Here is a 13,847-nt window from a genome sequence, read left to right on the forward strand (position 1 = left end):
CATGACGAGGGGGGAGGGTGCAGAGTCGGCGCGTCACTGTTCGCGTCCGAAGGGCAGACCCCCATGGCACCCTCCCGTCCGGCCCGACTCCTCGGCACCGCACTCGCTGTCATCAGCGTCTCGGCCTGTCTGATCTCCGGCGCCCCCGCGTCGGCAGCCGCCTCGCACAGCCCCAAGCCCGGCGCCCCCGGCATCGGGGACCCGTACTTCCCCCAACTCGGCAACGGCGGCTACGACGTCGCGCACTACGGGCTCGACGTCTCCTACGACCCGGCCAGTGACCGGCTCGACGGCCGGGCGGCCGTCACCGCCCGCGCCAACCAGAACCTCTCCTCCTTCGACCTCGACCTGCAGCAGCTCACCGTCACCTCGGTCAGCGTGGACGGCAAGCCGGCGCGCTTCACCCGCAGCGGCGACGAGATCGTCATCACCCCGCGGCACGCGCTGCGCAAGGGGCAGGAGTTCACCACCACCGTCGTCTACGGCGGAGTTCCGGAGCCGCTGAGCGGCCCCATCGTCTTCGGTTCCAACTACGGGTGGATGAAGACCACCGACGGTGTCTTCGTCGCCTGTGAGCCGAACGCCGCCTCGACCTGGTTCCCCGGCAGCGACCATCCGGCCGACAAGGCCACCTTCGACATCCGGATCAGCGCCCCCAAGGGCCTCAAGGGCGTCTCGAACGGCGTGCTCACCTCCCAGTACGACAAGGGCTCGCGCACCGTCTCCACCTGGCGTGAGTCCCGGCCGATGGCCACCTACCTCGCGACCGCCACCATCGGGAAGTTCGACGTCAAGACCGGAACCACGCCGGGCGGCATACCGATCTACGTCGCCACCGACCCGGTCCTCGCCAACGGCCCGGTGGACGTCTACGCCGTCACCGCCGAGGCCACCGACTACTGGTCCCAGGTCTTCGGCCGCTACCCCTTCGAGGAGACCGGCGCGATCGTCGACGACATGCCGGAGGCCGGGTTCTCGCTGGAGGTGCAGTCCAAGCCCGCCTACTCCGCGGTCCGCAGCGAGTCCACGATCGTCCATGAACTGGCCCACCAGTGGTTCGGCGACTCGGTGAGCGTCGAGCAGTGGAAGGACATCTGGCTCAACGAGGGCTTCGCGACCTATGCCCAGTGGCTGTGGACCGAGCACCGGGGCACCCGCTCCGCCCACGACGCGTTCCTCGCCGCGTACAACGGCCGCCCCGCCACGGCCGCCTTCTGGCAGATCGACGTCGCCGACCCGCAGCGCGACACGATGTTCGCCGACGCCGTCTACACCCGCGGCGCGATGACGCTCCAGATGCTCCGCGAGAAGATCGGCGACGCCGCCTTCTTCAAGCTGCTCAAGACCTGGACCTCGCAGCACCGCTACGGCAACGCGAACACGGCCCAGTTCACCGCGCTCGCCGAGAAGGTGTCCGGACAGCAGCTGGACGATCTGTTCGGTACCTGGCTCTCCACGAAGGGCAAGCCGGCCCTGTCGTAGGAGACCATATGGCGTGATCTCGGAACTCTTCTCCCCCTCCGTCCAGCACACGCTCGATATCGTCGGCATCTTCGTCTTCGCGATCTCGGGCGCGCTGGCCGCCGTCCGCAAGAACTACGACGTGTTCGGCATGGCCGTGCTCGCCGAGGTGACCGCGCTGGGCGGGGGGATCTTCCGGGACCTGATGATCGGGGCGGTGCCGCCCGCCGCCTTCAGCGACCTCGGCTACTTCAGCACCCCGCTCTTCGCCACGGTGCTGGTGTTCTTCCTGCACCCCGAGGTCGAGCGGATCAACACCACCGTGAACGTCTTCGACGCCGCCGGCCTCGGCCTCTTCTGCGTGGCCGGCACCGTCAAGGCGCACGACTACGGCCTCGGCCTGGTGCCGTCCGCCGCCCTGGGGCTCGCCACGGCGGCGGGCGGCGGCGTGCTGCGCGACCTGCTCGCCAACGAGGTGCCGTCGCTGCTCCGCTGGGACCGCGACCTGTACGCGGTCCCCGCCATGGTCGGCTCGATCATGGCGGCGCTGCTGATCAAGTTCGACGCGCTCACCGGGTTCACCAGCGGCGCCGCGGTCGTCAGTGCCTTCCTGCTGCGGCTGTGCGCCATGTACTTCGGCTGGCGCGCGCCCCGCGCCTGGCACCGCAGGAGCAGGGCGACGAGCGAGGAGGAGGCGCGGCAGGCGATGTAGGGCGCCCGCCCGGGCTCCGGGCTACCGTCCCAGCGCCGCACCGCCGTTGATGTGCAGGATCTGGCCGGTGACGTACGCCGCCTCGGGGGAGGCCAGATACCGGATGGCCGCCGCGATCTCGCTGGGCGCGCCGGGCCGGCCGGTCAGGGTCTGGGAGACCCGCGACGCGACGAAGTCGGGCGTCGCACGGTCGCCGAAGAACTCGGTGTCGCCGACGAAGCCCGGCGCGACCGCGTTGGCCGTCACCCCGTCGGTGCCCAGCCGCTGCGCCAGCTCGAACGTGTAGGCGTGCAGGGCCGCCTTGGCGCCGCCGTAGGAGCCGGGGCCGCGGAGCGCGGCGATCGAGGACAGATGCACGATGCGCCCGCCGGGCCGCCGGATCTGCGGCAGCAGCGCCTCGGTCAGCAGCACCGCGGTGAGCACGTTGGCCTCGAAGTTCCTCCGGTAGCCGGCCGCGATCCCCTCCAGCGTCCCGTCCGAGGACGAGGCGACGTTGCCGCCCGCGTTGGTGACGATCACGTCGACCGGGCCGTCTCCTTCGACGAACCGCGCCGCGTCCCGTACCTGCTCCGGGTCGCTGAGGTCGGCGGCGGTCCAGCTGACCAGCCCGTCGCCGTGCGTGGCGTTGAGCTTGTCCGCCGTCTCCCGCAGCAGCTCGGCGCGCCGGCCGATGATGACGACCCGGTCGCCGTCGGCCGCGAACGCCTCCGCGGTCGCGAGCCCGATGCCTGTGCCCCCGCCGGACACCACTACCCGTCGTCCCACTGTGTACTCCGTCAGGTATATGAACTCGAGTCATGTCCTTGGTTGGAAACTAGGGAGCGGGCTCATCTGTGTCAAGGGTGTTCCGGTCGGTCGAATGAGGTCCAAGGAGCTGGACAAGACGGTGCTACTGGCGGGTAACATTCACGCCATGGCATATGCGGCAGCTCAGGCGACCATCGGGGACAGCGAATTCGACCGGGACACGGCGGTCGTCCCGCGACCCGGTGAACCCGGTGTCTACGACGCCGACCTCTCGGCGGGCTGGACCATCATCCAGGCCGTCAACGGCGGCTATCTGCTCGGCGTGATCGGCCGCGCCCTCCAGCAGGCGCTGCCGCACCCCGACCCCTTCACCGTCACCGCGCACTACCTCACCGCCTCCCAGCCAGGCCCCGCGACGATCCGCACCGAGACCGTCCGCGCCGGCCGCACCCTGTCCACCGGCCAGGCGTCGCTCTTCCAGACCGACGCGGAGGGCCGCGAGGTCGAGCGGATGCGGGTCATGGCGGCCTACGGCGACCTCGACGCACTGCCGGACGACGTGCGCACCGCCGCCGCCGTTCCGCCGATACCGCCCTACGAGGAGTGCTTCGGCGCCGACGCGGCGCCCGCGGGCGGCGGCGCCATCGCCGGCTCGACCGCCATCATCCAGCGCCTCGACCTGCGGCTCGACCCCGCCACCGCCGGCTGGGCGATCGGCGCCCCCTCCGGCAAGGGCGACATGCGCGGCTGGCTCGGCCTGGCCGACGGCCGCGACCACGACCCGCTCTCGCTGCTGCTCACGGTCGACGCCCTGCCGCCGACCGCCTTCGACCTCGGCATCAAGGGCTGGGTCCCGACCGTCGAGCTGACGGCGCACATCCGCTGCCGCCCCGCGCCCGGTCCGCTGCGCGTCTCCATCACCACCCGCAACCTGGCCGGCGGCTTCCTCGAGGAGGACGCCCAGGTCTGGGACAGCGCGGACCGCCTGGTCGCGCAGTCCCGTCAGCTCGCGCGGGCCCTTCTGTCCTGACCGTCGCCCGGGTCGGTCCCGACAGCCGGCCGGGCGACCGTAGAATCGGCGTCATCATGGCCTACCTCGACCACGCCGCCACCACGCCGATGCTGCCGGAAGCGGTGCGGACGATGACCGCGCACCTCACGGTCACCGGCAACGCCTCCTCGCTGCACGCACCCGGGCGGCGGGCCCGGAGAACCGTCGAGGAGTCCCGGGAATCGCTCGCCGAGGCACTCGGCGCCCGCCCCAGTGAGATCGTCTTCACCGGCGGCGGAACCGAGTCCGACAACCTCGCCGTCAAGGGCCTGTACTGGGCCCGCCGGGCCGAGGACCCGCGCCGGGTCCGGGTGCTGGCCAGCCCCGTCGAGCACCACGCCGTCCTGGACGCCGTCGACTGGCTCGTGGAGCACGAGGGCGCGCGCGTCGAGTGGCTGCCGGTCGACGCGTACGGCCGGGTGCATCCCGACGCGCTGCGCGAGGCGATCGAACGCGACCCCGGGACGGTCGCCCTCGCGACCGTGATGTGGGCCAACAACGAGGTCGGCACGATCATGCCGGTCCGCGAGCTGGCCGCGGTCGCCCGCGAGCACGGCGTCCCGCTGCACGCGGACGCGGTCCAGGCGTTCGGCCAGGTCGAGGTCGACTTCGCGGCCTCCGGACTCGACGCCATGACCGTGACCGGCCACAAGATCGGCGGCCCCTACGGCGTCGGCGCGCTCGTCCTGCGCCGCGAGCACACGCCCGTCCCGCTGCTGCACGGCGGCGGCCAGGAGCGCAGCCGCTCCGGCACCCTCGACGTCCCGGCCATCGCCGCCTTCGCGACGGCCGGGACGCTGGCCGCCGAGCGGCGTGAGCAGTTCGCCCGCGAGGTCGGCGCCCTGCGCGACGAGCTGGTGGCGAAGGTGCTCGCCGCCGTCCCGGAGGCCGTACTCAACGGCGACCCGGCCCCGGAGGGCCGGCTGCCGGCCAACGCGCACTTCACGTTCCCCGGCTGCGAGGGCGACTCACTGCTGCTCCTCCTCGACGCCCAGGGCATCGCCTGCTCCACCGGCTCCGCCTGCACGGCCGGCGTCGCGCAGCCCAGCCACGTCCTGATCGCGATGGGCCAGCCCGCCGACCGCGCCCGCGGCTCCCTCCGCTTCTCCCTCGGCCACACCACCACCCAGCCCGAGATCGACGCCCTGGCCGCGGCGATCGGCCCGGTGGTGGAACGCGCCCGCAAGGCCGGCCTCAGCTGACGTCCTGCGGACGGCTTCGGGAGGAAAGCGGCCGGGCTGATCCCGGCACGTTCAGCCGGCCCGGCGGAGCGGTTCCGGCTGGGCGCAGCCGCATCAGTCCCTGGGTCCAGTGACGTCAGCCTCTGCGGGCACCCCCGGACGAAGTCCGGGGGAGGACACCGATCGGCTCGGGGACGGCCCCAGCCACAACCAGCCCGCCCGGCGTTTGAGGGCGCCCTCCGCAGGCGCAGGAGACCCGCCGGGCTTCGGGTCGGACCCAGCCACGAAAGCCCGCCCGGCGTCTGAGGGCGCCCTTCCGGCCCGCGCCGGTAATCCCGTCGAACCGCGCCGGAGCCGCAACGTACTCTGGAGGGGTTATGACTGACTCCCCCCGCGACGCTCGTCGCCTGCGCGTCCTGGCCGCCATGAGCGGCGGCGTCGACTCCGCGGTCGCCGCGGCCCGCGCCGCCGAGGCCGGCCACGACGTCACCGGTGTCCATCTGGCCCTCTCGGCGAACCCGAAGTCCTTCAGGACCGGCGCCCGCGGCTGCTGCACGGTCGAGGACTCCCGTGACGCCCGGCGCGCGGCCGACGTCATCGGCATCCCGTTCTACGTGTGGGACCTGGCGGACCGCTTCCGTGAGGACGTCGTCGACGACTTCGTCGCGGAGTACGCGGCCGGCCGCACGCCCAACCCGTGCCTGCGCTGCAACGAGAAGATCAAGTTCGCGGCGCTGCTGGACAAGGCGATCGCGCTGGGCTTCGACGCCGTCTGCACCGGCCATTACGCGACCGTCGTGATCAACGACGACGGCACCCGTGAGCTGCACCGCGCCTCGGACGCCGCGAAGGACCAGAGCTATGTGCTCGGCGTGCTCGACGAGCGCCAGCTCGCGCACGCGATGTTCCCGCTCGGGGACACCCTCACCACCAAGGACGAGATCCGCGCCGAGGCCGAGCGCCGCGACCTGGCCGTCGCGAAGAAGCCGGACAGCCACGACATCTGCTTCATCGCCGACGGCGACACCCAGGGCTTCCTCGCGAAGCACCTCGGCAGCGCAGAGGGCGAGATCCTGGACGAGGACGGCACCAGTCTCGGCACCCACAGCGGAGCGTTCGGCTTCACCATCGGGCAGCGCAAAGGGCTGCGCATCGGCACCCCCGCCGACGACGGCAAGCCGCGCTACGTGCTCGACATCTCGCCGGTGAACAACACCGTCACCGTCGGCCCGGTCGAGGCGCTGGACGTCACCGCACTGACCGCCATCAAGCCCCGCTGGTGCGGCACCCCGCCCACCGGCCGTGCCACGTACACCGCGCAGCTGCGCGCCCACGGCGAGGACGTTCCCGTCACCGCCGAGCTGGTCGACGGCGAACTGCTGGTGGAGTTCGACGGCGAGCCGGTGCGCGGCATCGCGCCGGGGCAGGCCGTGGTGCTCTACGACGGCACCCGCGTCGTGGGCTCCGCGACCATCGCCACCACGCAGCGGGCCCGCGCGGGCGTCGGTGCGGGCGCCGGTGCCGGCTCCGGTGGTCAGGCTTAGGACCCGCCGCGCCGCCTCGTAGGGTGGCGGGCATGAACATCTGTGTCTTCATGTCCGCCGCCGATCTCGACGAGCGCTACACCGTCCCCGCGCGCGAGTTCGCCGGGCTGATCGGCCGTGGCGGCCACACCCTCGTGTGGGGCGGCTCGGAGTCGGGCCTCATGAAGGTGGTGGCGGACGGCGTGCAGGAAGCGGGCGGCCGGCTGGTCGGCGTGTCCGTGGAGTTCCTGCACACCAAGGCGCGCAAGAACGCCGACGAGATGCTGATCACCGCGGACCTCGCGGAGCGCAAGGCGCAGCTGCTGCTGCGGTCGGACGCGATCGTCATCATGGTCGGCGGTACGGGCACCCTGGACGAGGCGACCGAGATCCTCGAGCTGAAGAAGCACGGCCTGCACACCAAGCCGGTCGTGCTGCTGAACGCGGCGGGGTTCTACGACGGCCTGAAACTGCAGTTCCAGCGGATGGACGCCGAAGGCTTCCTGCCGCTGCCCCTGAGCGACCTGGTCTTCTTCGCCGAGGACGGCGCCGAGGCCATGGCATACCTGGAGGAGAACGCGTGAGCACGCATCTGATCACCGGCGCCGGTTCCGGCATCGGCGCCGCTGTCGCCCGGCGGCTGCTGGACCGCGGCGACGAGGTGCTGCTCCTGGCGCGGGACGCCGGCCGGGCCAAGGAGCTGGCGTCGCGCTTCGCCGGCGCCCGCACCCTCGTCGGCGACCTGGCGGAACCGGCCCGGCTGTCGTGGGCCTTCGCCCACCAGCCGATGCCGGACCGGCTCGACTCGCTGCTGCACATCGCGGGCATCGTCGAGCTCGGCGGCATCGGCGAGCTCACCGCGAAGGTCTGGCAGCAGACCCTCGCCGTCAACCTGATCGCGCCGGCCGAGCTGACGCGGCTGCTCCTGCCGCAGCTGCGGATGTCGCAGGGCCACGTGGTCTTCGTGAACTCCGGGGCAGGGCTCAACGCGCATGCGAACTGGGGGGTGTACGCGGCGAGCAAGCACGGCCTGAAGGCGGTGGCGGACTCGCTGCGGCAGGAGGAGCACGGGAACGGGGTGCGGGTGACGAGCGTGTACCCGGGGCGGACGGCGACCCCGATGCAGGAGAAGGTGCACCATCAGGAGGGGGCGGAGTACGACGCTTCGCGCTGGATCGACCCGGAGTCGGTGGCGACGGCGATGCTGGCGGCCATCGATCTGCCGCGGGATGCGGAGATCAACGATCTGACGATCCGGCCGGGTCGCTGAGGCGGGTTGGTCGGTCGGGGGCCGGGCCCTCCGGGGTGGGGCTTCGAAATCGACTATTTACGAGCCTGGCGGCTCACAAATAGCTCGGCAGCATTTCGAAACCCCACCCCTGCGGGCCCGGCCCCCTCACGTTCGTGCCTCGGACGTGCCGGTCTCTTCGGGGTGCGGGCCCGGCCCCCTCACGTCACCGCACTGCTGCGGGTTGGGGTGGGAGTCCGCGACCTGTGGGTCTCGTACGCTTCGTGCGTGAGTACGGATGCGAAGTTCACGCTGCCCGCTGGTGCCGCTACCGGTGTCGGGTCGATGCCCGGAGGTGATGCGCGGGAGGCCGCGCGGACCGCTACCGGGGCGGTGGAGGCGCTGCCGTTCCTGCCGGAGCTGCCTGCGAGGGGGCCCGGGGCGGACATGATCGGGCGTTCGCTCGGGATGCTGGTCGATCTGTACGCCCGGGTGGAGCCCAGCGGATGGCGGTTCGGGGACCGGCCGGGGCGGGACAGCCGCCGGGCGGTTGCCTGGCTGGGGGAGGACCTGGATGCCCTGGAGGAGTTCACCCAGGGGTTCCAGGGTCCGCTGAAGGTGCAGGCCGTCGGCCCGTGGACGCTGTCCGCGTCGGTGGAGCGGCCCAACGGCGAGGCCGCGCTCGGCGACCCCGGCGCCGTCCGGGACCTGGCCGGGTCGCTCACCGAGGGGCTGCGGCTGCATCTGGCCGACCTGCGCCGGCGGGTGCCCGGTGCCGAGTTGGTGCTGCAGCTGGACGAGCCGTCGCTGACCGCCGTGCTGCGCGGGCACGTGCGGACGGCGAGCGGGTACCGGACGTACCGGGTGGTGGACCGGCAGGTGGCCGAGGACATGATCCGCGGCCTGGTCGAGGCCGTGGACGTGCCGGTGGTCGTCCACTCGTGCGCGCCGGACGTCCCGTTCCGGATGCTGCGGCGGGCCGGTGTCTCGGGCATCTCGTTCGATTTCGCGTTGCTGACGGAGAGTGACTGGGACGCGTTCGGTGAGGCGGTCGAGGGCGGTACGGCGCTGTTCGCCGGTGTCGTGCCGGGCACGGACACCGGATTGTCGGACCCTGCCGGTAGCGTGAGTGGTGTTCGGGCGCTGTGGCGCAGGCTGGGGCTGGATCCGGGGGCGTTGGGCACCTCCCTGGCGGTCACCCCTTCCTGCGGTCTGGCGGGGGCCTCGCCGGCCTATGCCCGTGCCGCGCTGGTGCACTGTGCCAAGGCGGCACGATCGCTCGTCGACAACCCTGAGTGAGGAAGGACAGGACCGCCGTGGAGATTCCTGCCGAAGTGCGCGAACAGCACGCTCAGTTGGCCGAGCAGGTCGAGGAGCACCGCTTCCGCTACTACGTCAACGACGCGCCGGTCGTCAGCGACGCCGAGTTCGACCGGCTGCTGCGGCAGCTGGAGGCGATCGAGGACGAGCACCCCGGCCTGCGCACTCCGGACTCGCCCACGCAGAAGGTCGCGGGGGCGTACCAGACGGATTTCACCTCGGTCGTGCACCGCGAGCGGCTGCTGTCGCTGGACAACGCGTTCGACGACGAGGAGCTGTCCGGCTGGGCGGACCGGGTCGCCGCCGAGCTCGAGGGCATCCCGTACCACTTCCTGTGCGAGTTGAAGGTGGACGGCCTCGCCGTCAACCTCACCTATGAGTACGGGCGGCTGACCCGCGCCGCGACCCGCGGCGACGGCCGCACCGGCGAGGACATCACGCCGAACGTCCGCACCATCTCCGACATCCCGGACCGGCTCTCCGGGAGCCGGATCCCGGAGCTCGTCGAGATCCGCGGCGAGGTGTACTTCCCCGGCGAGGAGTTCGAGGCGCTCAACGCCCGGCTGGTGGAGGCCGGCGACAAGCCGTTCGCCAATCCGCGCAACGCCGCGGCCGGCAGCCTGCGGCAGAAGGACCCGCGGGTCACGGCCTCCCGGCCGCTGCACATGGTGGTGCACGGCATCGGCGCCCGCGAGGGCTTCGACATCGACTGCCAGTCGCACGCCTACGAGCTGCTGCACGAATGGGGTCTGCCCACCGCGACGCACAACAAGGTCGTCGGCTCCCTCGACGAGGTGCGGGAGTTCATCGCCTACTTCGGCGAGCACCGGCACGACGCGGTGGAGCACGAGATCGACGGCGTCGTCGTCAAGGTGGACGAGATCCCGCTGCAGGGCCGGCTCGGGTCGACGTCCCGGGCGCCGCGCTGGGCGATCGCGTGGAAGTACGCGCCCGAGGAGGTCAACACCAAGCTCCTGGACATCCGGGTGGGCGTGGGCCGCACCGGCAGGGTCACTCCCTACGCGGTCGTCGAGCCGGTCACCGTCGCCGGCTCCGAGGTCGAGTTCGCGACCCTGCACAACCAGGAGGTCGTCAAGGCCAAGGGCGTCTTCATCGGCGACACCGTGGTGCTGCGCAAGGCCGGTGACGTCATCCCGGAGATCCTCGGCCCGGTGGTCGATCTGCGGGACGGCAGCGAGCGCGAGTTCGTGATGCCGGCCGAGTGCCCGGACTGCGGTACGGCGCTGCAGCCGATGAAGGAGGGGGACATCGATCTGCGGTGCCCCAACGCCCGGTACTGCCCGGCGCAGTTGCGCGAGCGGATCTTCTACCTGGTGGGCCGCAAGTGCCTCGACATCGAGAACTTCGGGTACGTGGCGTCCACCGCGCTCACCCAGCCGCTGGAGCCCTCCGAGCCGCCGCTCAAGGACGAGGGCGATCTGTTCGACATGAACATCGAGCAGTTGCTGCCGATCCGGTCGTACGTCCTCGACCAGGACACCGGGCTGCCCAAGCGGGACGCCAAGACCGGCGACGAGAAGATCGTCACCTTCTTCGCCAACCAGCAGGGCGAGCCGAAGAAGAACGCGCTGGCCATGCTGGAGAACATCGCCGCGGCCAAGGACCGGCCGCTGGCGCGGATCATCACCGGGCTGTCGATCCGGCATGTCGGGCCCGTCGCCGCTGAGGCGCTGGCCAGGGAGTTCCGGGACCTCGACCGGATCAGGGACGCCGAGGAGGCCGAGCTGGCCGCGGTGGACGGGGTCGGCGGGACCATCGCCGCCTCGGTCAAGCAGTGGTTCGCCGAGGACTGGCATCTGGAGATCATCGAGAAGTGGCGTGCCGCCGGGGTGAAGTTCACCGAGGAGGGCTCGGACGAGGGCCCGCGGCCGCTCGAAGGACTCACCGCCGTCGTGACCGGCACGCTCACCGGCCACACTCGGGACGGGGCGAAGGAGGCGCTGACCTCGCTCGGGGCGAAGGTCACCGGATCGGTCTCCAAGAAGACGGACTTCGTGGTGGTGGGGGACAACCCCGGCTCGAAGTACGACAAGGCCGTCCAGCTGAAGGTGCCCATCCTCGACGAGCCGGGCTTCGCGGTGCTGCTGTCCGAGGGTCCGGAAGCCGCCCGGGAGGCGGCGGTCAACCCGGCCGAATAACCCGGCGCCAATCACCCGTTCGGCCTATATCCGAACGTTCCGGGTGCGGGGATCCCATTCGGGCAACCACGGTCGATCGGTGCCCGAGGCAGCCTTCTGCGGCCTACTGTTGAGAGGCGCGCCGGAAGGGCATGAACCTTCCAGCAGCCTTTGCGGGTATCCGCTGCGGGCACGGCGCGGTGGACCCGGGTGTCGCACCAGGCTGTGAGAGGGACAGGAATGGAACCGACGGAGGGCGCCGGACCGGCGCAGCGGCTGCGTTGGCCGGCCGCGCCGGTACTGCCCCCGGCGGTTTTACGCATCGCGGTGGTGGCGGTCGCGGGACTCGCACTGGCGGCCGGCGTCCTGGGCGCCGTCCATGAGGGCCGGGCGCTCTTCCCCGGCGGCACCGTCGGCTGGGCGTTCGCCGTCCTGACCGGCATCATCGTCGGCCATCTGGTGGCGATGGGCCGCGACCGGTGGTGGGGCGGCACCGGCTCCGGCGCGGCCCTCACCCTGGCGATGCTGCTGCTCTACGGCTGGGTGCCGTCGGTGCTGGTCAGCCTGGCCGTCGTGGTGCTGGTCGGCGCCGCCCGCCGGCACCGCTGGCGGCAGGCGCTGCTGCACGGCGCCGTGGACATACTCGGCGTCGGCACGGCCTCGCTGACCCTGGCCTGCTTCGGTGTGCACCCCTCGGTGGCCACGCCCTGGCACCCCGAGGACTGGGGTCTGGCGGCCGGTCCGGCGATCGTCGTCACCGCTCTGGCCTACCTGACCGCCACGCGTGCGCTGCTCTGGTACGCGGTCGCCCCGCGCGGCGGCGGTCTGCCGACGGTGGCCCGCACCGCGCTGATGCGCCAGGGGATGGTGGGCGTCGCCCTGCTGGGGCTCTCCCCGCTGATCCTGGTCGTCGGCTGCGACATGCCGGTCCTGCTGCCGCTGTTCGCCGTCCCGCTCATCGCCCTGGACTCGACGCTGTGGATCGCGCACGCCCGCGCCGAGGAGCAGCTGCGCGACCCGCTGACCGGGCTGCCCAACCGCCAGTGGCTGCTGGAACGCGCCTGGACCGCACTGGACGACGCGGAGCGCAACAGCGAACGCACCGCCCTGATCCTCATCGACCTCGACAAGTTCCGGTCGGTCAACGACACCCTCGGGCACCTGGCCGGCGACCGGCTGCTGCTCCAGGTCGCCGACCGGCTGCGGCTCGCGCTGCCCCGCGGCGCCGAGGCGGCCCGGCTGGGCGGCGACGAGTTCGCCGTCCTGCTGCCCTGCTGCGACTCCCCGACCCGCGCCCAGCGCATCGCCCGCGCCCTGGTGGCGGCCCTCGGCTCACCGCTGAGTCTCGACGGGCTGACCCTGGTGCTGGAGGCCAGCGCCGGTGTGGCGGTCTTCCCCGACCACGCGGTGGACGCCGAAGGGCTGCTGCGGCGCGCGGACGTGGCGATGTACCAGGCCAAGCGCGACCGCAGCGGCGTCGAGGTCTACGAGGCGACCCGGGACGGCAACACCCCGGACCGGCTGGGCCTGTTGGGCGATCTGCGCCGGGCGCTGGACTCGGGCGACGTCGAACTGCACTACCAGCCGAAGGTCTGCTTCGACGGGAAGATCGCCGGCCTGGAGGCGCTGGTGCGCTGGGAGCACCCGCAGCGCGGCCGGGTCAATCCCGAGGAGTTCATCGCCATGGCGGAGACCTCCGGGCTGATGCCCCAGCTGACCGAGTACGTGCTGGAGACGGCGCTGGGCCAGGTCGCCCGCTGGCGCAAGATGGGCCTGGACGTACCGGTCGCGGTGAACGTCTCGCCGCGCGATGTGCACAGCCCCGGCTTCGCGGGCGCGGTCGCCGCGCGGCTCGCCCGGCACGGCGTCCCGCCCGGCTCACTGCAACTGGAGATAACCGAACACGTCCTGCTGGAGGATCCGCAGCGGGCCGCCGACACCATGGCCGGGCTGACCGGGCACGGCGTGAAGATGTCGCTCGACGACTTCGGCACCGGCTACTCCTCCCTGGTCCACCTGCGCAAACTGCCGGTCAGCGAGCTGAAGATCGACCGCTCGTTCGTGGCCCGGCTGGTCCTCGACAACGAGGACGCCGAAATCGTCCGCTGCACCGTCGACCTCGCACACTCGCTCGGCCTGCTCGTCGTCGCCGAGGGCGTGGAGGACGACGAGACCTGGGAGCGGCTGCGGGACCTGGGCTGCGACGCCGTACAGGGCTGGCTGGTCGCCGCCGCGATGCCGCCCGACGAGGCGACCGCCTGGCTGCGCGCCCGCGGTGAGCACGGCTGGCGGCGCCCCAACGCGCTGGAGCGTGAGCCGGAGCCGGAGCACGCACCGGTGGCGGACGCGGACCAGCCGTCCGGGCAGGCCGTGCCGTAGTACGGGCCGGTTCCCGCCACGCTGTGGGCCGCACCGGCGGCCCGCGGCCTTAACCGTTTCGTCGCCAGGGGGTCCGCCCCCATAGGATTGGGCGCGAAACCATCGAA

The 13,847-nt window shown here is 72.0% G+C and carries 11 protein-coding genes; 10 read left to right on the top strand and 1 reads right to left on the bottom strand.

What is annotated here, in order from left to right:
• Positions 1-63: 63 nt before the first annotated feature.
• Positions 64-1,482, top strand: a complete 1,419-nt coding sequence (locus C6N31_RS15465; protein ID WP_138354921.1) for a M1 family metallopeptidase — start codon at positions 64-66, stop codon at positions 1,480-1,482.
• A gap of 13 nt (positions 1,483-1,495) precedes the next feature.
• Complete coding sequence (locus tag C6N31_RS15470; RefSeq protein ID WP_138354922.1) at positions 1,496-2,173, top strand: trimeric intracellular cation channel family protein; 678 nt, start codon at positions 1,496-1,498, stop codon at positions 2,171-2,173.
• 21 nt (positions 2,174-2,194) lie between these two features.
• Here C6N31_RS15470 and C6N31_RS15475 read toward each other — a convergent pair whose 3' ends face one another.
• The gene (locus C6N31_RS15475) at positions 2,195-2,938 is read right to left on the bottom strand and encodes an SDR family NAD(P)-dependent oxidoreductase (protein ID WP_138354923.1); all 744 of its coding nucleotides are present in this window, start codon (positions 2,936-2,938) and stop codon (positions 2,195-2,197) included.
• A gap of 148 nt (positions 2,939-3,086) precedes the next feature.
• Between C6N31_RS15475 and C6N31_RS15480 the strand changes: the two genes are divergently transcribed.
• The 8 genes from C6N31_RS15480 to C6N31_RS15515 all read left to right on the top strand — a co-directional run bounded on the left by C6N31_RS15480 (position 3,087) and on the right by C6N31_RS15515 (position 13,740).
• Complete coding sequence (locus tag C6N31_RS15480; RefSeq protein ID WP_138354924.1) at positions 3,087-3,950, top strand: thioesterase family protein; 864 nt, start codon at positions 3,087-3,089, stop codon at positions 3,948-3,950.
• 56 nt (positions 3,951-4,006) lie between these two features.
• Entirely contained in the window at positions 4,007-5,173 is a 1,167-nt protein-coding gene (locus tag C6N31_RS15485; RefSeq protein WP_138354925.1) for a cysteine desulfurase family protein, read from the top strand.
• A 356-nt stretch (positions 5,174-5,529) separates the two neighbouring features.
• Positions 5,530-6,696, top strand: coding sequence for a tRNA 2-thiouridine(34) synthase MnmA (gene mnmA, locus C6N31_RS15490; RefSeq protein ID WP_138354926.1), 1,167 nt, complete (start codon positions 5,530-5,532; stop codon positions 6,694-6,696).
• A gap of 32 nt (positions 6,697-6,728) precedes the next feature.
• Positions 6,729-7,259: an LOG family protein gene (locus C6N31_RS15495; RefSeq protein ID WP_138354927.1), complete on the top strand. Its 531-nt coding sequence runs from the start codon at positions 6,729-6,731 to the stop codon at positions 7,257-7,259.
• Complete coding sequence (locus C6N31_RS15500; protein WP_138354928.1) at positions 7,256-7,945, top strand: SDR family oxidoreductase; 690 nt, start codon at positions 7,256-7,258, stop codon at positions 7,943-7,945. Before C6N31_RS15495 ends, C6N31_RS15500 begins: the two co-directional genes overlap by 4 nt.
• A gap of 246 nt (positions 7,946-8,191) precedes the next feature.
• Positions 8,192-9,202, top strand: coding sequence for a methionine synthase (locus tag C6N31_RS15505; protein WP_138354929.1), 1,011 nt, complete (start codon positions 8,192-8,194; stop codon positions 9,200-9,202).
• Positions 9,203-9,219: 17 nt separating this feature from the next.
• The gene (ligA, locus tag C6N31_RS15510) at positions 9,220-11,382 is read left to right on the top strand and encodes an NAD-dependent DNA ligase LigA (RefSeq protein ID WP_138354930.1); all 2,163 of its coding nucleotides are present in this window, start codon (positions 9,220-9,222) and stop codon (positions 11,380-11,382) included.
• Between the two features lie 219 nt (positions 11,383-11,601).
• Positions 11,602-13,740: a putative bifunctional diguanylate cyclase/phosphodiesterase gene (locus C6N31_RS15515; protein ID WP_198357690.1), complete on the top strand. Its 2,139-nt coding sequence runs from the start codon at positions 11,602-11,604 to the stop codon at positions 13,738-13,740.
• Positions 13,741-13,847 lie beyond the last annotated feature (107 nt).

The organism is Streptomyces fildesensis (assembly GCF_016107395.1).
Lineage (GTDB): Bacteria > Actinomycetota > Actinomycetes > Streptomycetales > Streptomycetaceae > Actinacidiphila > Actinacidiphila fildesensis.

Bases quoted from the DNA above. Each gene is read 5' to 3' on its own strand.
- C6N31_RS15480 (WP_138354924.1), top strand. From the start codon at position 3,087: ATGGCATATGCGGCAGCTCAGGCGACCATCGGGGACAGCGAATTCGAC.
- C6N31_RS15515 (WP_198357690.1), top strand. From the start codon at position 11,602: ATGGAACCGACGGAGGGCGCCGGACCGGCGCAGCGGCTGCGTTGGCCG.
- C6N31_RS15495 (WP_138354927.1), top strand. From the start codon at position 6,729: ATGAACATCTGTGTCTTCATGTCCGCCGCCGATCTCGACGAGCGCTAC.
- C6N31_RS15465 (WP_138354921.1), top strand. From the start codon at position 64: ATGGCACCCTCCCGTCCGGCCCGACTCCTCGGCACCGCACTCGCTGTC.
- C6N31_RS15485 (WP_138354925.1), top strand. From the start codon at position 4,007: ATGGCCTACCTCGACCACGCCGCCACCACGCCGATGCTGCCGGAAGCG.
- mnmA (WP_138354926.1), top strand. From the start codon at position 5,530: ATGACTGACTCCCCCCGCGACGCTCGTCGCCTGCGCGTCCTGGCCGCC.